The sequence below is a fragment of the Telluria sp. ZB4P34 genome (assembly GCF_059686055.1).
In genome coordinates this window covers 1-16,986 of the sequence record NZ_JCASIF010000021.1, presented here as the reverse complement: position 1 = coordinate 16,986, position 16,986 = coordinate 1, and the positions used below count along the sequence as shown (strand labels likewise).

Here is a 16,986-nt window from a genome sequence, read left to right as displayed (position 1 = left end):
AGGGCGAAACAGGATGCTCAGGCGCCGGCTTAGGGCGGCTCGCCTCTTGCACCGTGCATTGGTCTAATCCAGTAGAATTGAATTGATACGGCCTGAATGCCTATACCGTACTATCCGGCTAGCTCCGCATTAGTTAGGTCCGAGTAACCATGAGAAATCTGTTTGTCCTTGTTCTTCTTTTTGTTTTCACTCTACAAGCTACTGCTGTAGCGGTAGGAGAGCAATTGGAGATGAACGGCCAAACTGGGCATGATGTTGCAATGGCAGATCAATTGTTGCCATTGGACGAGCAGCTTGATACGGCGGACGATGAGCCACAGCTCTCGGCGACCGCTATCGAAGAATTGTCTGATTGCATGCCGATTGGGCTGCTTGTTCCGGCTGGCAGTCTGCGTGCATCGCGGATCTCTCCATCGGGAATCCTTCCTCTACCAGCCGACCTGCAAAGAGATAAACCACCTCCCCGCGCATGAACCTTCGGTTTTCTAGCAGCGTGACGGGAATCGCATTCCGTCCTGTGTGTTTTGCACTGCCGTATGCAGCGCAAATCTCTTGGCATGGCTCCTGCCATGCCGACAGAAACTGGAGATACTCATGTTCACTTCCATTTTATGGCCCGTTGACGGGTCCCCGCTTTCGTACGCTCCCCTTCAAAGAGTCATCGAGCTGGCCAGCCTGTCGCATGCCAAGCTTGTCATTTTATCTGTTGCTGAGCCACGCTTGTTTCGAGGCTCCGATGCAAGAGCCCGGTATGACGGCGCTGTAGTCGAAGCCGAGCATCTACAAGCGGCCGAGCGTGAGGTCGAGAAGCTCCTCTACGCGGTCCGTGAGGCAGGCCTGGTGTGCGACGAGCTGGTGACGGTCTCACCGCTGCCCAGCGCCGAGATCGTCAAAACTGCCGTGCAGCTCCACTGCGACCTGATCGTCATGGCAACGCGCGGTAAATTTGGCGTAATTGATACCGTGCTCAATCCAAGTTGTACGCAAGAAGTGATCGCCAGTTCGCAAGTACCTGTCCTGGTGTTTACTTAATTGATGTAGGTAAAAAAAGACCCCTTCTCATGGAGAGAAGGGGTCCTTTGACAACAATAGTGTATTCAGGCGCGATTAGAACGGAATGTCGTCGTCCATGTCCGAGAAGTTCGGCGCCGGACGCTGCGGCTGCGGACGGGCTGCCGGCGCCGGCGGCGCCTGGCGCGGGGCCGGACGCTGCTGTGGCTCGTAGCCGCCGCCGTCATCCATGCCGCCACCCATGCCGGCATCGCCGCCCATGCCCTGACGGCCGCCCAGCATCTGCATGTTCTCGGCGATGATGTCGGTTGCGTAGCGCTCGATGCCGTCCTTGTCGGTGTACTTGCGGGTCTGCAGGCGCCCTTCGACGTAGACCGAGGAACCCTTCTTGAGGTACTGGCCCACGATCTCGGCCAGGCGGCCGAAGAACGAGATGCGGTGCCATTCCGTCAGTTCCTTCTGTTCGCCGGTCTGGCGGTCCTTCGATTTGTACGAGGTGGCCACTGCGATGTTCGCGATCGCGTCGCCGCTCGGCATGTAGCGGATTTCCGGGTCGCGGCCCAGGTTGCCGACGATGATGACCTTGTTGACTGATGCCATGGTGTTACTCCAGTAAATTTTGTAGAGCCCCGACTCTGCGTAGATGCTCAACATCGGGGAACGTAGTGCTGCAGCCAACTATTATGGGGCCGATGAGCTGCGAAAAAAAGAGATTTTTTACTACTCTCGCCAGCGCACGATTGAGCCGGATTGATCACTCTTGCAGCGGATTTGACCCGTTACCTGCGGTAAATTTTCGCTTTCTGAATGCTTTGTCATTGAAGAGGACGGAATCCGGCCCACATACGACGAGCCATGCTTTTTTGGGGCTTGCCATCGATTCCACATTGATATGGAAACGTATCCTGGGGGCACAAAAGTGCTGGATGCATGTACAGCCTTTCGAAAAAGCCGTTACACTACTGGGTTCTCCCTGGCAGGCCCGCTCACCGCAAGAGCACTTCGTGCGCCGGCCCCGCAAACTTACAGAAAGCCTTAAAAAAACTTAATGGAAGAAATTCGGATCCGCGGTGCACGCACGCACAATCTGAAGAACATCAACCTCGACCTTCCGCGCAACAAGCTGATCGTCATCACCGGCCTGTCGGGTTCGGGCAAGTCTTCGCTCGCCTTCGATACCCTGTACGCGGAGGGCCAGCGCCGCTACGTCGAGTCGCTCTCGGCCTATGCGCGCCAGTTCCTGCAGTTGATGGAAAAGCCGGACGTCGACCTGATCGAAGGCCTGTCGCCGGCGATCTCGATCGAGCAGAAGGCCACCTCGCACAATCCCCGCTCGACGGTCGGCACCGTCACCGAGATCCACGACTACCTGCGCCTGCTGTATGCGCGCGTCGGCACACCGTATTGCCCGCAGCACCCGCACGAGCCGCTGGCGGCCCAGACCGTATCGCAGATGGTCGACGCCGTCCTCGCCATGCCGGAAGGGACCAAGCTGATGATCCTGGCGCCCGTGGTGGCGAACCGCAAGGGCGAGCACACCGACCTGTTCCAGGCCATGCAGGCCCAGGGCTTCGTGCGCTTCCGCGTGGCCAGCGGCGTGAATGCGGCGAAGATCCATGAGATCGACGAGCTGCCCAAGCTGAAGAAGACCGAGAAGCATACGATCGACGTCGTCATCGACCGCGTCAAGGTGAACCCGGAGATCAAGCAGCGCCTGGCGGAAAGCTTCGAGACCGCGCTGCGCCTGGCGGATGGCCGCGCCGTGGCGTATGAAATGGACACCGAAAAGGAAACGGTGTTCTCGAACAAGTTCGCCTGTAACGTCTGCGGCTACTCGCTGCAGGAGCTGGAGCCGCGCCTGTTCTCGTTCAACAACCCGATGGGCGCCTGCCAGGAATGCGACGGCCTCGGCCACATCGAATTCTTCGATCCGAAGCGCATCGTCGCCTTCCCGCACCTGTCGCTGGCGTCCGGCGCCGTGAAGGGCTGGGACCGCCGCAACCAGTTCTACTACCAGATGCTGCAAAGCCTGGCGGCCTACTACGACTTCGACATCGACAAGCCTTTCGAGACCCTGCCCCAGCAGGCGCAGGACGCCGTGCTGCACGGCTCGGGCAAGACGGCGATCCCGTTCAGCTATGTCAACGAGCGCGGCCGCACCGTGATCCGCGAGCACAGCTTCGAGGGCGTGGTCAACAACCTGCAGCGCCGCTACCGCGAAACCGACTCGATGGCCGTCAAGGAAGAGCTGGCCAAGTTCATCAATGAAAAGAAATGCCCGTCCTGCGAAGGCGCGCGCCTGCGTACCGAAGCGCGCTACGTGAAGATCGGCCAGGGCGCCCAGCAACGCGCCATCTATGAAGTGTCCGATAAACCCTTGCGCGACACCCTCGCCTTCTTCGAGACGCTGGAGCTGACCGGCGCCAAGCGCGACATCGCCGAGCGCGTCATCAAGGAAATCACGGCGCGCCTGAAATTCCTGAACAACGTCGGCCTCGACTACCTGTCGCTCGACCGCAGCGCCGATACCCTGTCCGGCGGCGAAGCCCAGCGCATCCGCCTGGCCTCGCAGATCGGTTCCGGCCTGACCGGCGTGATGTACGTGCTGGACGAACCCTCGATCGGCCTGCACCAGCGCGACAACGACCGCCTGATCGCGACCTTGAAGCACCTGCGCGACATCGGCAACAGCGTGCTCGTGGTGGAGCACGACGAGGATGCGATCCGCACCGCCGACTACATCGTCGACATGGGGCCTGGCGCCGGCGTGCATGGCGGCCAGATCATTGCCGAGGGCACGCTCGAGCAGATCATGAAGAACGAGCACTCGGTCACCGCGCAGTACCTCGATGGCCGCCGCAAGATCGCCGTGCCGAAGAAGCGCACCAAGGCCGACCCGGCGCGCCAGCTGGTGATCACCGGCGCCAGGGGCAACAACCTCAAGAACGTGACGCTCACGCTGCCGGTCGGCCTGATGACCTGCATCGCCGGCGTCTCGGGCTCCGGTAAATCGACGCTGATCAACGACACCCTGTACCCGGCCCTGTCGCGCCACCTGTACGGTTCGCAGACCGAACCGGCGGAACACGATGCGATCCACGGCCTGGAGCACTTCGACAAGGTGATCTCGGTGGACCAGGCGCCGATCGGCCGCACCCCGCGTTCGAACCCGGCAACCTACACCGGCCTGTTCACGCCGATCCGCGACCTGTTCGCCACCGTGCCGACCGCGAAGGAGCGCGGCTACTCGGCGGGCCGCTTCTCCTTCAACGTGAAGGGCGGCCGCTGCGAAGCCTGCCAGGGCGACGGCGTGATCAAGGTCGAGATGCACTTCCTGCCGGACGTGTACGTGCCCTGCGACGTCTGCCACGGCAAGCGCTACAACCGCGAGACGCTCGAGGTGCACTACAAGGGCAAGAGCATCACCGAAGTGCTGGATATGACGGTCGAAGATGCGCACGAGTTCTTCAGGCCGGTGCCGGTCATCGCGCGCAAGCTGCAGACCCTGCTGGACGTGGGCCTCGGCTACATCAAGCTGGGCCAGAGCGCGACCACGCTGTCGGGCGGCGAGGCGCAGCGCGTCAAGCTGTCGCTGGAACTGTCCAAGCGCGACACCGGACGTACCCTGTACATCCTCGACGAGCCGACCACCGGCCTGCACTTCGCCGACATCGACCTGCTGCTGAAGGTGATCCACCGCCTGCGCGACCAGGGCAATACGCTGGCGATCATCGAGCACAATCTCGACGTGATCAAGACGGCGGACTGGGTCGTCGACCTGGGTCCGGAAGGCGGCGCGGGCGGCGGCCAGATCGTGGCAAGCGGTACGCCGGAGGACGTGGCGAAGAACAAGGCGAGCGTGACCGGGAAGTACCTGAAGCCGCTGCTGAAGTAAAGGCAGTAGCAACTATCGGTTTGATCCAAGCCTTACTACAGCATAAACTCTTAATCTAACAACGGGTTCAATACTGTATATTTATACAGTATGAACCCGTTGTTCTTTTAACTTTGACGTCTAGACGTCAACCTTGTAAACTTCTTGTTTCTTTAGTGAATTCGCTATGACTCTCGCACCCGGCATTATTCGTGACTCAATTGTTGAGTATCTAGGGAAAGTTGGAAGCGATGCATCGACAGATGAGATCGCAAACGCTGTCGAACATCGTTTGGGAAGCGTGCCAAGTTCTTCCATTCGTTCGTATCTCAGCCTCAACACTCCAAAGTTGTTTGAGAGAACTTCACGCGGCCGCTATCGCTTAGCCTCGGGCGAAGAAATCGCTACCGCGCTCTCAGTCAAACCTTTTATCGAAATTGGAAAGGCTCGACTCTACAACTCTGATTGTTTTGAATGGCTAAGTGCACAAAGCGAAAATTCCATCCATGCGATCGTTACCGATCCACCATATGGACTTGTAGAATATACTGAATTAGAGAAGGCAAAACTCCGCACTGGAAAAGGAGGAGTATGGCGTATTCCGCCTGCATTTGATGGACATCAACGTGCACCACTTCCACGTTTTACGACATTAAATAATGACGATAAGCAGGCTTTACACGCATTTTTTTTACGATTTGGAAAAGCAACTGCGCGCGTTACTGTACCCGGAGCAAATATTGTGATTGCGTCTAACCCTTTACTGGCGCATATAGTTGCGGACGCTATGATTCAATCGGGACTTGAAATGCGTGGCTATATTTCTCGCCAAGTGATGACTATGCGAGGTGGTGATCGGCCTAAAAATGCTCATGAAGAATTCGGAGGTGTTTCTGTAATGCCTCGGTCGCAATGGGAACCATGGGTTGTTTTAAGAAAACCATTGGATGGACGAGTCCAAGATAACTTAAGGCGCTGGGGCACCGGCGGGTTTCGTCGCCCATCAATGGAACGTCCTTTTGGTGATGTAATCAAATCACATCCGACGCCTGCATCTGAGAAGAAGATCGCGCCGCATCCTTCGTTAAAACCACAGGGGTTTATGCGCCAGATCGTACGGGCAGTTCTTCCCTTGGGGAAAGGTATAATTCTAGATCCGTTTATGGGTGGAGGCTCAACTCTTGCAGCTGCAAATGCTGTTGGCTACGATAGCCGTGGAATCGAACTTGACCAGCAATACTTCGAACTTGCACAAAAGGCAATTCCAAAGCTTGCAACGATAGCTTCTAAAGAGAACGAAGAGCTTTTTTAAGCCAATTATAAATCTTGGTAAATCCAATTTTTCCTTAATTTTGCTACCCCTTCTTTATGAAGGGTAGAAGTACGAGTTCCTAATGCACCCCGATTATTATTCCTAAAATCACTTATTTCAACGTAACCCAGATAAACTTCAGTAAATCGCATTGGTGCTCGATCAACGGCTGGCTCTGTAACATTATCGACTTCATAAACGAATACACACATCCATTGTTCACGAGCACCATGAGTATCAACGGCTCCACCCGCTTTGCGAGTACTTTTGATTTCTATACCTTCAGTCCCGGAACTAACACTGTTATTTGAATATTTACCTCGAAGAACAAGATCCGGATGCCCATTAAAGTGACCATTTTCAACCAGACCGCGTGAAAATTTTGCCAAGGATGCAGTGACCATATCTGAAATTAGGCCAGACATGGCGGCAGGCCGCATCATGTCGTCGAGTCGATGCAAACCTTTTTCGGTCAAAAGCTTGTTGACATCGTAGAAGAAATCATATATATCTTGCATCGCTTGTTCAAAATCACCCATCCTGAGCTCGTATGGAAGTTCCGCTTCATCGTTAAACTTCGTCCTATCGATTTTCGCTTTGACAGTCATGTTTACTCCGGTTTATTGCCTAAGTATAACAATAAACCGTGTCAAGCTGCTTACTGGTAGCCCGGAGATTATGACCAGTGTGGAAGTCGGCCCGAAGAGCTACTTTCCTGCTACACCGTCCTGCACCCGGCTCCGCACCGGGCGAATCAAGTAATTGACGTCGGGAAAGGCCTACACGCCAGCTCGTGAACACGGGCGCCAGGCGCAACAAACTGAAGGATGTGTCGCTCACACTTTCGATCGGTTTAATGATGTGCTTGAAAGGTGTCTCGGTTCCGATAAATCGCCGCTGATCAACGCTCCGTACCTTGCCCTGTCGCGCCACCTGTACGGTTCGCAGACCGAACCGGCGGAACACGATGCGATCCACGGCCTGGAGCACTTCGACAAGGTGATCTCGGTGGACCAGGCGCCGATCGGCCGCACCCCGCGTTCGAACCCGGCAACCTACACCGGCCTGTTCACGCCGATCCGCGACCTGTTCGCCACCGTGCCGACCGCGAAGGAGCGCGGCTACTCGGCGGGCCGCTTCTCCTTCAACGTGAAGGGCGGCCGCTGCGAAGCCTGCCAGGGCGACGGCGTGATCAAGGTCGAGATGCACTTCCTGCCGGACGTGTACGTGCCCTGCGACGTCTGCCACGGCAAGCGCTACAACCGCGAGACGCTCGAGGTGCACTACAAGGGCAAGAGCATCACCGAAGTGCTGGATATGACGGTCGAAGATGCGCACGAGTTCTTCAGGCCGGTGCCGGTCATCGCGCGCAAGCTGCAGACCCTGCTGGACGTGGGCCTCGGCTACATCAAGCTGGGCCAGAGCGCGACCACGCTGTCGGGCGGCGAGGCGCAGCGCGTCAAGCTGTCGCTGGAACTGTCCAAGCGCGATACGGGACGTACCCTGTACATCCTCGACGAGCCGACCAGCGGCCTGCACTTCGCCGACATCGACCTGCTGCTGAAGGTGATCCACCGCCTGCGCGACCAGGGCAATACGTTGGCGATCATCGAGCACAATCTCGACGTGATCAAGACGGCAGACTGGGTCGTCGACCTGGGTCCGGAAGGCGGCGCGGGCGGCGGTCAGATCGTGGCAAGCGGTACGCCGGAGGACGTGGCGAAGAACAAGGCGAGCGTGACCGGGAAGTACCTGAAGCCGCTGCTGAAGCAATAAGCTCGGCGGGTATCAGGCACCGGCAAGAAGGGCGCCCTGTGCGCCCTTTTTTACGCCCGAATTACGCCCGTATTGCGCCCGTATTACGCCCGTGCCCGTCGCCAGCCGAGCACGAACAGCCCAGCGGCCAGCAAGGCAGTCGACGCCGGTTCCGGCACGGCGCTGATGACCCGGACGGAAAAACTGTCGACCGTGCCGCCCATCGAGAAAGAACCGGGCGCATCGGGGTTGGGAGGGACGCCACCAATATCGACACGGCCGCTCGTCATGCCGCCCAGGTCGCGCATGGCCAGCGCACCGCCGGGGCCAAGCATGCCTGTCGGTGCATAGCCGGCCTGCCGGAAGTGCAGAAATTCCAGCTCGACCTGATGGTAATAGGCGTCGCCGGTATCGAAGGGCGTATAGACCATCGCCGATGTCATGCCGCTGCCGGTGTAGCGGTAGGTCATGCCCCCGATCGTGAACTCGACGGCGACCTGGCTGTTCCGCTCCCATGCCGTCTCACCCCGGCCGGGCAAGCCCCCAACCGGATCGAAGCTCGAACGCACGGTCAATTCGTAGGGCAGTTCACTCGCCTCGATCGTATTGTCCAGCCCAAGATAATAGAGGACCGTCGGGTTCACCCAGGCCGTGCCGCTCGAGCGCGTGACGACGGTGAGCGGATCGGCCAGGACGGCGAGCGGAACAGCCAACAACAGGCCCGGCAACAGTTTGCCGCAAGCGCTGATCGGGTGTGCCATCGCGTCCTCCGGGATTGGGTTGTCGTTCCAGTATAGGCACCGGCGAGAGCGCTGTCGCGCGCTACACGAGGCTGTTGCGCGCGTGCGACCCGGCAGCAGCCGGACAGCATGCGCCCCTGCAGCACTGTCCGCATCGCCACCCGCCCGGGATCGACATCAGGAGCGGCGCTTGCCTCTATCGGTCCACGCAATCCCCCCACCGAGGGTGCTGAAATTGCAGCATGGTGCGTGGTCAAATCCGCGCTTCATCAACGAAATCCCTGTGCGGCATCGGACAATCCAATGGTTGAAGTGCACGGCTCTCTGCTTGCAGGCCTGGTCAGCGCCGGCCTGAGCCTCGAACTCGTGCTTCCTGGGGCACGCAAGCATTACGATCCCGCTGGCTGGTATCCGATCAGCGAGCTCAACCGGCTGTCGGAGGCGGTGCAGTACTACACCTCACCCGAGGATGTGTTGCGCCGCCTGGGCGCCGAGATGATGAGCCTCTGGTATTCCCAGGGCCCGGGCCGTGGGCTGATCGACAGCGGCCTCGGCTTCCTGCATTTCCAGACCGGATCTGCCGGCTATCGCAGCGTGGTGCGGGGGCCGGCCGCGCAGATCGGTTATTTCGACCTCGCCCATCTGGATCACTCCGGCGGGATTGCCGAACTGATCAGCACAACGCCTTTTCCCAAGGAGATGGAACTCGGCATCCTGCTGGGCGGTCTCGGCCTGACGGGCGATCTGCTGTACTACCACGTCGAATTCCATCCAGCGACGCGCCGCTTCCATGTCAGGTTCGTCACTCCCGACAATCTGCAGACGCTGGCCTGGCACGAGGGTCCGCCACTATCCAGGGCGGAATGGAACCTGCGCCACCTCGAACGCACGCACACGGCCAATGCGCAATACTGGCGTGCCGTGCACGATACCTTGCACGTCGCCTTCGCCCGCCTGCGCATCGAGGCCACGACCGATGACCTGACCGGCGCCGTCAATGGCCGCGAGTTTCGCCGGGTGGCGGCCCTGGAATTCGAACGGGCGCACCGCCACGGACATGCGTTGGCGCTGCTGTATCTCGATCTTGACCGCTTCAAGGCGATCAACGACCGGCACGGGCACGATTGCGGCGACGAAGTGCTGGGCGTGATCGGCGGCGTGTTCAGGCGCATTTGCAGGTCAACCGACGTCGTCGGCAGGCTGGGAGGCGACGAATTCGCGATCCTGTGCCCCGAAACAAACGGAGAAGAAGCGGAACACCTGGGCCAGCGCCTGCTGGACGAGGTGCGTGGACTGACCATGGACTGGCACGGCGTGACGCTGCGGTTCGCGCTCAGCATCGGACTGGCGACGCTCGATCTGTCGCCTGCGGACGCCGGCGCATTGATCACCGCGGGAGACCATGCGCTGCTGGTTGCGAAGCAAGCCGGAGGAAACTGCCTGAGGTACGCCTGAATGCGGCCTGAATGCGGCCTGAATGCGGCGCCCCGTTGCAGGCTCGACGAAAACACGGGGGCAGCGCCTGCTGGCACTGCCCCCGTTCTTGCTTGCGCGCCCCGTCGTGCAACAAAGGATGCGCCCGTGTTAAAGAAAACAGGGGTGGCGCCTGCCGGCCCCACCCCTGTTCATTCAAGCCTGCCCGTGTCGAGGCTTACGCCCCCAGTTGCTTCTCGAGCCTGGTCTTGGTCTCCACCAGTTCCTGCGGCAGGCGGTAGGCCAGCTTCTCGAACAGCTCGCTGTGCAGCTTCAGTTCCTCGTTCCAGGCATCCTTGTCGATCGAGGTGATCTGGGTGAACTGCTGCTCGGTGAAGTCCACGCCTTCCCAGTTCAGGTCGCCGTAGTTCGGCGAGGTGCCGAACAGGTGCTGCTGGCCGCCTTGGGCGCCGCCTTCGGCACGTTCCAGGATCCACTTCAGGACGCGCATGTTGTCGCCGTAGCCCGGCCACACGAAACCGCCGTTCTCGTCGGTGCGGAACCAGTTGACGCAGAAGATCTTCGGCGCGCTGCCGGTGGCTTCCACTTTCTTACCGAGGTTCAGCCAGTGCTGGAAGTAGTCGCTCATGTTGTAGCCGATGAAAGGCAGCATCGCGAACGGGTCGCGGCGCACGATGCCCATCTGGCCGGCGGCGGCGGCGGTGGTTTCCGAGCCCATGGTGGCGGCCATGTAGACGCCTTCGACCCAGTTGTTGGCTTCGGTCACCAGCGGCACGGTGGTCGAGCGGCGGCCGCCGAAGATGAAGGCCGAGATCGGCACGCCGGCCGGGTCGTCCCAGGCCGCGTCGATGACGGGGTTCTGGGTGGCGGCGACGGTGAAGCGCGCATTCGGGTGGGCGGCCTTGCTGCCGGAGGCCGGGGTCCAGTCCTTGCCCTGCCAGTCGATCAGGTGATCGGGCGCCTGCTTGGTCATGCCTTCCCACCACACGTCGCCGTCGTCGGTCAGCGCCACGTTGGTGAAGATGACGTTCTCGCGCAGCGAGGCCATGCAGTTCGGGTTGGTCTTGTCGTTGGTGCCCGGGGCCACGCCGAAGTAGCCGGCTTCCGGGTTGATGGCGTACAGCTTGCCGTCCTGGCCCGGCTTGATCCAGGCGATGTCGTCGCCGATGGTGGTGACCTTCCAGCCGTCGAAGGCTTTCGGCGGGATCAGCATCGCGAAGTTGGTCTTGCCGCAGGCCGACGGGAAGGCGGCCGCCACGTATTTCTTGTCGCCTTGCGGCGATTCGACGCCCAGGATCAGCATGTGCTCGGCCAGCCAGCCGGTGCCGCCCGCCTGCGCTTCCTGGTAGCCCATGTTGGAGGCGATGCGCAGCGCGAAGCACTTCTTGCCCAGCAGTGCGTTGCCGCCGTAGCCCGAACCGAAGGACCAGATCTCGCGGGTTTCCGGATAGTGGACGATGTACTTGGTGCTATTGCACGGCCACGGCACGTCCTGCTGGCCGGCGGCCAGCGGCATGCCGACGGTGTGCACGCATGGGACGAATTCACCGTCGGTACCCAGTACGTCGTACACGGCCTTGCCCATGCGCGTCATGATGCGCATGTTGACGGCGACGTAGGGCGAGTCGGACAGTTCGACGCCGATGTGGGCGATCGGCGAACCCAGCGGGCCCATCGAGAAGGGCACCACGTACAGGGTGCGGCCGGCCATGCAGCCGTCGAACAGGCCGTTCAGGGTGCGGCGCATCTCGGCCGGGTCCATCCAGTTGTTGGTCGGACCGGCCTGTTCCTTGGTGGCCGAGCAGATATAGGTGCGGTCTTCGACGCGGGCGACGTCCGACGGGTCGGACCAGGCCAGATAGGAGTTCGGACGCTTTGCCGGGTTCAGCTTCTTCATCGTGCCTGCCTCGACCATCTGTGCGCACAGGCGGTCGTACTCTTCTTCGGAGCCGTCGCACCAATAGATGCTGTCAGGCTTCGTCAGGGCGGCGATGTCCGCCACCCAATTGATGAGCTGCTGGTGCTTGACGTGAGCTGGAACGTTGAGTGCGGCGACGCCGCCCATCACGGGCTGGTTCATAGATACCTCCAATGCCAATTAAGAATGCTGTCTGTTCCGGCACGCTCGGGGCTCCGTCTGGCCGTGCCTTAGAATGGCGATCCGCTCCATCGGAGCGCGGCGGTGTTACTCGGCGGGCGGTCGTGTCGACGGCCTCTGGCGAGGCCGGGAACGGTGCTGCAGGGTCCCTTACAAACGTGTCAGACCCTCAAGAATTGGCCGATTGTACACCCGGAAAACCCCGATTCGTGCTCAGCTACTACAAAAAAGTAGCAGAAATGCCCGAGTAATGTAGTAGGCTATTCCGGGTCTTTTTGGAACCTGTTATTTCGCTACGCGACTAACGTTAATAGAAAGCAACTGTGATGCGAATAGCTGTGTTGGACGACTACCAGGACGCGGTGCGCGGCCTGCAATGCTTCCGTTTGCTGGACGGGCACGAGGTCAAGGTATTCACGCATTCCGCACGCGGGAGCGGCCAGCTGGCCGCGCGCCTGGCGCCTTTCGACGCACTGGTGCTCATCCGCGAACGCACGGCCTTCCCCGCCGCGCTGCTGGCCAGGCTGCCGAACCTGAAGCTGATCTCGCAGACGGGCAAGGTCAGCGGCCATATCGACGTAGCGGCGGCGACGGCACATGGCATTGCCATTGCCGAGGGCATCGGCTCGCCGGTGGCGCCGTCCGAACTGACCTGGGCCCTGATCATGGCGGCCAGCCGCAAGATCGTGCCCTATGCGAACAACCTGAAGGATGGCCTATGGCAGACGGCCTCCACCAATCCGGTACTCAACGGCCTGGGACGCTCGCTGCGCGGGCGCACGCTGGCAATCTGGGGCTACGGCAAGATCGGACGCCTGGTGGCCGGGTATGCGCGGGCCTTCGGGATGCGCGTACTGGTGTGGGGAAGCGAGGACAGCAGGCAGGCGGCCCTCGCCGACGGCTTCGAGGCGGCGCTGTCGCGCGAGGCGCTGTTCGCGCAGGCGGACGTACTTACGCTGCACCTGCGCCTGAGCGACGCGACACGCAGCATCGTGCGTGCGGACGATTTTGCACGGATGAAGCCGGATGCGCTGTTCGTGAACACGAGCCGTGCCGAACTGGTGGAAGAAGGCGCCCTGGAACAGGCCTTGCGCGCCGGACGACCGGGGTCCGCGGCGCTGGACGTGTTCACGAATGAACCTTTACGGCCGGACGCGCCCTTGCTGCGCATTCCGACGGTGCTGGCGACGCCGCACCTGGGGTATGTGGAGCAGGAGAGTTACGAGATTTATTTCCAGACGGCGTTCGAGAACGTCGTGCGGTTTGCTGCAGGGGCGCCGGATAATATCCTGAACCCGGAGGCCTTGGGGAAGCGGTGACGTGTGCGGCTTCGGAGGGAAAATGTGGCTCCGGCCTGCGCCGGAGCAACGGTCTTAGGGCAAATGGTGAATGTCAGAGGTGCGACTTCTCAGCGTTAGCAATAGCGCGTCGTCCCGGCGAAGGCCGGGATCCAATTCAGCAGCACAGTGAGAACATACCGAGCGCAGCGAGCCGCACGATTCAGCGCAACTCCGGCTCACCCGTCATCAGATTCACCTTCCGCGCCGGCATCACATGCGTGCCCGTCCACAAGCCGGCCCACCCCGGCGGCCAGCCGATCGCCGGCCCCGCATACGGCTGCAGCCCCGCACGCACCGGCACCACCGGCACCGGCGGCGCGTCGACCAGCCCCCCGCCCGCCGGGCGCTCCATGTTCAGGCTGTACATGTAGCCGGGCAGCAGCAGCTCGCACACCTGCGCGAACCACGCCGTGTGGTCCTCGTCACGCCCCAGCGCCTGCGCCAGTCCCTGCGGGTCGAACTTCGCCAGCGCATGGATCAGCTCGTCCGTGTCCGCGCCCGGCGTGTCGCCCCAGCCCATCACCGGATTGTTGTTGTAGTCGGCGCCCGAGCCATACCAGCCTTCGCGCCAGGTGCGCTGCATCCAGTTGCGCGGACCGGTAAACAAATGCCAGCGCCAGTGCAGGCCGGACGGCTTCGGCCACGAATACAGGTACAGCTTCTGGTAACCCGCCTTGTGCAGCTCGCGCACCAGCGCCATCAGGCGCGCGTGCGGCATGCGGTCCGGCGGCGCGCGGCGGAACAGGATCGGTTCGCCATCGGCATGCTGCACCTCGTCGCTCGACAGGTTCAGGTCGAGCGTGCGCTGCTCGCTGCCGAAACGCGCCGAGATCCAGCCGGTCAGCAGGTTGACGTGGGTGATCACGCCATAGCCTCGATGGCGGTGGAAAATGACGGTGCCCGGTGCGACGGTTTTCATGGGAGTAAGGGAAATAGAAATAGATGAGGTCGGTGAGGTCTATATTACTCATCCGATCCGGACGATTCTAGCGCAGTCACATCCGGATACATACCAATTTGCGGCTATCATTAGCCACCTTTTTTCTGCACGTGGACAAACCAACATGACTTTGCGAATCATCGCCACCGGCGGCACTTTCGATAAACACTACAACGAACTGAACGGCGTGCTCGGCTTTGCCGACAGCCACCTGCCGGCGGTGATCGCCCGCTCGCGCATGACGGTGCCAAGCGAGTTGGAGGTGCTGCCGCTGCTCGACTCGCTCGACATGCAGGACCCCGACCGCCAGCGCGTGCTGGCCTCCTGCCAGGCAGCGAAAGAGAAGGCGATCGTCATCATCCACGGCACCGACACCATGCCCGAGACCGCGGCCGTACTGGGCGCGGCCAGCCTCGGCCAGACCATCGTGCTGACCGGCGCCATGATCCCCTACGAGATCGCCAATTCGGACGCCCTGTTCAACCTGGGCTTCGCCTGCGGCGTCGCCCAGACCCTCCCGGCCGGCGTGTACGTGGCCATGAACGGCCAGGTGTTCCCATGGGATAACGTCACAAAGAACCGCGCTGCGGGTGTCTTCCAACAGCTTTGATGTCGCATAGGCAGGCGCGCGCTGCATGAGCGCATGCCTTCCTATACTGCCTTCTCCGATCGAATCCGCACGAGGAGAAAGCAATGAACGAGCAGCGTCCCTTCCTGACCACGCGCCAGGGCCACCCGGTCCGCGACAACCAGTCGCTGCGCTCGGTGGGTGAGCGTGGTCCGGCCACGCTCGAGAATTACCAGTTCATCGAAAAGATCACCCACTTCGACCGGGAGCGCATCCCGGAGCGCGTCGTGCACGCGCGCGGCACCGGCGCCCACGGTGTCTTCGAGCCCTACGGCACCATTGGCGGCGAGCCGGCCAGCAAATATACGCGCGCCCGCGTCCTCAACGAGCTCGGCGTGCAGACCCCGATCTTCGTGCGCTTCTCGACCGTGATCGGCGCCAGGGAGTCGCCCGAGACGGCGCGCGACCCGCGCGGCTTCGCCATCAAGTTCAAGACCGTCGACGGCAACTGGGACCTGGTCGGCAATAACCTGAAGGTGTTCTTCATCCGCGACGCGATCAAGTTTCCCGACATGATCCACGCCTTCAAGCCGGACCCGGTCACCAACCAGCAGGAGCCGTGGCGCTTCTACGATTTCATCTGCAGCCACCCGGAAGCGCTGCACATGGTCACCTGGGTCAAGAGCCCGTGGGGCATCCCGGCCAGCTACCGCGAAATGGAAGGCTCGGGCGTGAACACCTATAAACTGGTCAACGACCAGGGCGTGGCCCACCTGGTGAAGTTCCACTTCCAGCCGAAGCAGGGCGTGCGCAATCTGACGGCGCAACAGGCTGCCGAGATCCAGGCGCAGGACACCAGCCACGCCACGCGCGACCTGTACGAGGCGATCGAGCGCGGCGAGTTCCCCGAATGGGAGTTCTGCGTGCAGCTGATGAGCGACGGCGATCATCCGGAACTCGACTTCGATCCGCTGGACGACACCAAGCGCTGGCCCGAAGACCAGTTCCCGCTGCTGCCGGTCGGCCGCATCATGCTGAACAAGAACCCAGACAATGTGTTCGCCGAAACCGAGCAGTCGGCCTTCGGCACCGGGGTGCTGGTGGACGGCATCGACTTCTCGGACGACAAGATGCTGCAGGGGCGCACCCTGTCGTATTCCGACACCCAGCGCTACCGCGTGGGGCCCAACTACCTGCAGCTGCCGATCAACCAGCCGCAGGAAGGCGCGGCGGCGCGCACCAACCAGCGCGACGGCCAGATGACGTATTACGTGGACGGCCGCGGCGAAGACAAGCACATCAACTACGAGCCGAGCCTGATGGGCGGCTACAGCGAGGCGCCGAAGCCCGAGAAGGAATACCACCAGGTCGTGGAAGGCCACCTGGGCCGCTACCAGACCACGCGCACGATGGACGACTACGCACAGGCCGGCGCGCGCTACCGGACCTTCGAGGACTGGGAGCGCGACGACCTGGTCGGCAACGTGGGCGGCGACCTGAAGAAATGCCCGGAACCGATCCAGCTGCGCATGGTGTGGCACCTGTGGCACTGCGACGAGGATTACGGCCGCCGCGTGGCGGAAGTGGCGGGAATCGACCTGGAGCGCGCCAAGGCCTTGCCGCCGCTGCCGGGCAAGCCGGCGCCGCACCAGGACCGGTCCGGGCCGACGTACTCGAGCGGCAAGCAGGAGCAGGGGGATGAGCCGTCGACCAGCGAGGAGATGGCGGGGGCGAAGTGAGGCGGCACGTCAGTGGGAGCACCGGCTGAACGCGTGGGCGGGAGACCCGCCCACCCTACGTAGGGTGTGTTAGAGCAAAGTTGTAATGTCCGGATCTAGCAAAGTTGAAATGTCCGCTTTTGCTAGATAGCTCATGCTGTCGACTCCGAATCGTTTGGAGTCCAGTGTGAGCAAG

Annotated in this window: 13 protein-coding genes and 1 pseudogene; 9 read left to right on the top strand and 5 right to left on the bottom strand. The window is 61.3% G+C overall.

Features of this window, described 5'->3' with window-relative positions:
• The first annotated feature begins 149 nt into the window (after positions 1-149).
• Positions 150-473 (top strand): hypothetical protein, encoded by a 324-nt coding sequence (locus AC56KL_RS21445; RefSeq protein WP_497182205.1) that lies wholly within the window; start codon positions 150-152, stop codon positions 471-473.
• 121 nt (positions 474-594) lie between these two features.
• Positions 595-1,032 (top strand): universal stress protein, encoded by a 438-nt coding sequence (locus AC56KL_RS21440; protein WP_497182204.1) that lies wholly within the window; start codon positions 595-597, stop codon positions 1,030-1,032.
• A gap of 75 nt (positions 1,033-1,107) precedes the next feature.
• Here AC56KL_RS21440 and ssb read toward each other — a convergent pair whose 3' ends face one another.
• On the bottom strand, positions 1,108-1,611 hold the full coding sequence (ssb, locus tag AC56KL_RS21435) for a single-stranded DNA-binding protein (RefSeq protein WP_159699944.1): 504 nt from the start codon (positions 1,609-1,611) through the stop codon (positions 1,108-1,110).
• Between the two features lie 448 nt (positions 1,612-2,059).
• Here ssb and uvrA point away from each other — a divergent pair, with 448 nt between their 5' ends.
• On the top strand, positions 2,060-4,906 hold the full coding sequence (gene uvrA / locus AC56KL_RS21430; protein ID WP_497182203.1) for an excinuclease ABC subunit UvrA: 2,847 nt from the start codon (positions 2,060-2,062) through the stop codon (positions 4,904-4,906).
• Positions 4,907-5,072: 166 nt separating this feature from the next.
• On the top strand, positions 5,073-6,197 hold the full coding sequence (locus AC56KL_RS21425; RefSeq protein WP_497182202.1) for a DNA-methyltransferase: 1,125 nt from the start codon (positions 5,073-5,075) through the stop codon (positions 6,195-6,197).
• Positions 6,198-6,202: 5 nt separating this feature from the next.
• Here the strand turns inward: AC56KL_RS21425 and AC56KL_RS21420 are convergent, their stop codons facing one another.
• A complete protein-coding gene (locus AC56KL_RS21420) occupies positions 6,203-6,805 on the bottom strand; it encodes a hypothetical protein (protein ID WP_497182201.1) in 603 nt (200 codons plus the stop codon).
• Positions 6,806-6,975: 170 nt separating this feature from the next.
• On the opposite strand from AC56KL_RS21420, the pseudogene AC56KL_RS21415 reads away from it, so the two are divergent.
• Positions 6,976-7,973: pseudogene (locus AC56KL_RS21415) on the top strand (UvrA family protein); the annotation flags it as partial.
• Between the two features lie 83 nt (positions 7,974-8,056).
• On the opposite strand, the gene AC56KL_RS21410 reads toward AC56KL_RS21415, so the two are convergent.
• Positions 8,057-8,713, bottom strand: a complete 657-nt coding sequence (locus AC56KL_RS21410; RefSeq protein WP_497182200.1) for a PEP-CTERM sorting domain-containing protein — start codon at positions 8,711-8,713, stop codon at positions 8,057-8,059.
• Between the two features lie 282 nt (positions 8,714-8,995).
• On the opposite strand from AC56KL_RS21410, the gene AC56KL_RS21405 reads away from it, so the two are divergent.
• Positions 8,996-10,147, top strand: a complete 1,152-nt coding sequence (locus AC56KL_RS21405) for a sensor domain-containing diguanylate cyclase (protein ID WP_497182199.1) — start codon at positions 8,996-8,998, stop codon at positions 10,145-10,147.
• 196 nt (positions 10,148-10,343) lie between these two features.
• Here the strand turns inward: AC56KL_RS21405 and AC56KL_RS21400 are convergent, their stop codons facing one another.
• On the bottom strand, positions 10,344-12,206 hold the full coding sequence (locus AC56KL_RS21400; RefSeq protein ID WP_497182198.1) for a phosphoenolpyruvate carboxykinase (GTP): 1,863 nt from the start codon (positions 12,204-12,206) through the stop codon (positions 10,344-10,346).
• A gap of 344 nt (positions 12,207-12,550) precedes the next feature.
• On the opposite strand from AC56KL_RS21400, the gene AC56KL_RS21395 reads away from it, so the two are divergent.
• On the top strand, positions 12,551-13,543 hold the full coding sequence (locus AC56KL_RS21395) for a D-2-hydroxyacid dehydrogenase family protein (RefSeq protein ID WP_497182248.1): 993 nt from the start codon (positions 12,551-12,553) through the stop codon (positions 13,541-13,543).
• A gap of 181 nt (positions 13,544-13,724) precedes the next feature.
• Here the strand turns inward: AC56KL_RS21395 and AC56KL_RS21390 are convergent, their stop codons facing one another.
• Complete coding sequence (locus tag AC56KL_RS21390) at positions 13,725-14,483, bottom strand: L-asparaginase (protein WP_497182197.1); 759 nt, start codon at positions 14,481-14,483, stop codon at positions 13,725-13,727.
• Positions 14,484-14,628: 145 nt separating this feature from the next.
• On the opposite strand from AC56KL_RS21390, the gene AC56KL_RS21385 reads away from it, so the two are divergent.
• Together AC56KL_RS21385 and AC56KL_RS21380 are read left to right on the top strand one after the other, a co-directional pair.
• Entirely contained in the window at positions 14,629-15,114 is a 486-nt protein-coding gene (locus AC56KL_RS21385) for an asparaginase domain-containing protein (protein WP_497182196.1), read from the top strand.
• An 83-nt stretch (positions 15,115-15,197) separates the two neighbouring features.
• Positions 15,198-16,811 carry a catalase gene (locus AC56KL_RS21380; RefSeq protein WP_497182195.1) on the top strand — a complete coding sequence of 538 codons (1,614 nt, stop codon included), beginning with the start codon at positions 15,198-15,200 and terminating at the stop codon, positions 16,809-16,811.
• The last annotated feature ends 175 nt before the right edge of the window (positions 16,812-16,986 follow it).

Excerpts from the sequence above, each read along its gene's own strand:
- AC56KL_RS21445 (WP_497182205.1), top strand. The coding sequence starts at position 150 with ATGAGAAATCTGTTTGTCCTTGTTCTTCTTTTTGTTTTCACTCTACAA.
- AC56KL_RS21395 (WP_497182248.1), top strand. The coding sequence starts at position 12,551 with ATGCGAATAGCTGTGTTGGACGACTACCAGGACGCGGTGCGCGGCCTG.
- AC56KL_RS21425 (WP_497182202.1), top strand. The coding sequence starts at position 5,073 with ATGACTCTCGCACCCGGCATTATTCGTGACTCAATTGTTGAGTATCTA.
- ssb (WP_159699944.1), bottom strand. The coding sequence starts at position 1,611 with ATGGCATCAGTCAACAAGGTCATCATCGTCGGCAACCTGGGCCGCGAC.
- AC56KL_RS21410 (WP_497182200.1), bottom strand. The coding sequence starts at position 8,713 with ATGGCACACCCGATCAGCGCTTGCGGCAAACTGTTGCCGGGCCTGTTG.
- AC56KL_RS21390 (WP_497182197.1), bottom strand. The coding sequence starts at position 14,483 with ATGAAAACCGTCGCACCGGGCACCGTCATTTTCCACCGCCATCGAGGC.
- AC56KL_RS21420 (WP_497182201.1), bottom strand. The coding sequence starts at position 6,805 with ATGACTGTCAAAGCGAAAATCGATAGGACGAAGTTTAACGATGAAGCG.
- AC56KL_RS21440 (WP_497182204.1), top strand. The coding sequence starts at position 595 with ATGTTCACTTCCATTTTATGGCCCGTTGACGGGTCCCCGCTTTCGTAC.
- AC56KL_RS21405 (WP_497182199.1), top strand. The coding sequence starts at position 8,996 with ATGGTTGAAGTGCACGGCTCTCTGCTTGCAGGCCTGGTCAGCGCCGGC.
- AC56KL_RS21380 (WP_497182195.1), top strand. The coding sequence starts at position 15,198 with ATGAACGAGCAGCGTCCCTTCCTGACCACGCGCCAGGGCCACCCGGTC.
- uvrA (WP_497182203.1), top strand. The coding sequence starts at position 2,060 with ATGGAAGAAATTCGGATCCGCGGTGCACGCACGCACAATCTGAAGAAC.
- AC56KL_RS21385 (WP_497182196.1), top strand. The coding sequence starts at position 14,629 with ATGACTTTGCGAATCATCGCCACCGGCGGCACTTTCGATAAACACTAC.
- AC56KL_RS21400 (WP_497182198.1), bottom strand. The coding sequence starts at position 12,206 with ATGAACCAGCCCGTGATGGGCGGCGTCGCCGCACTCAACGTTCCAGCT.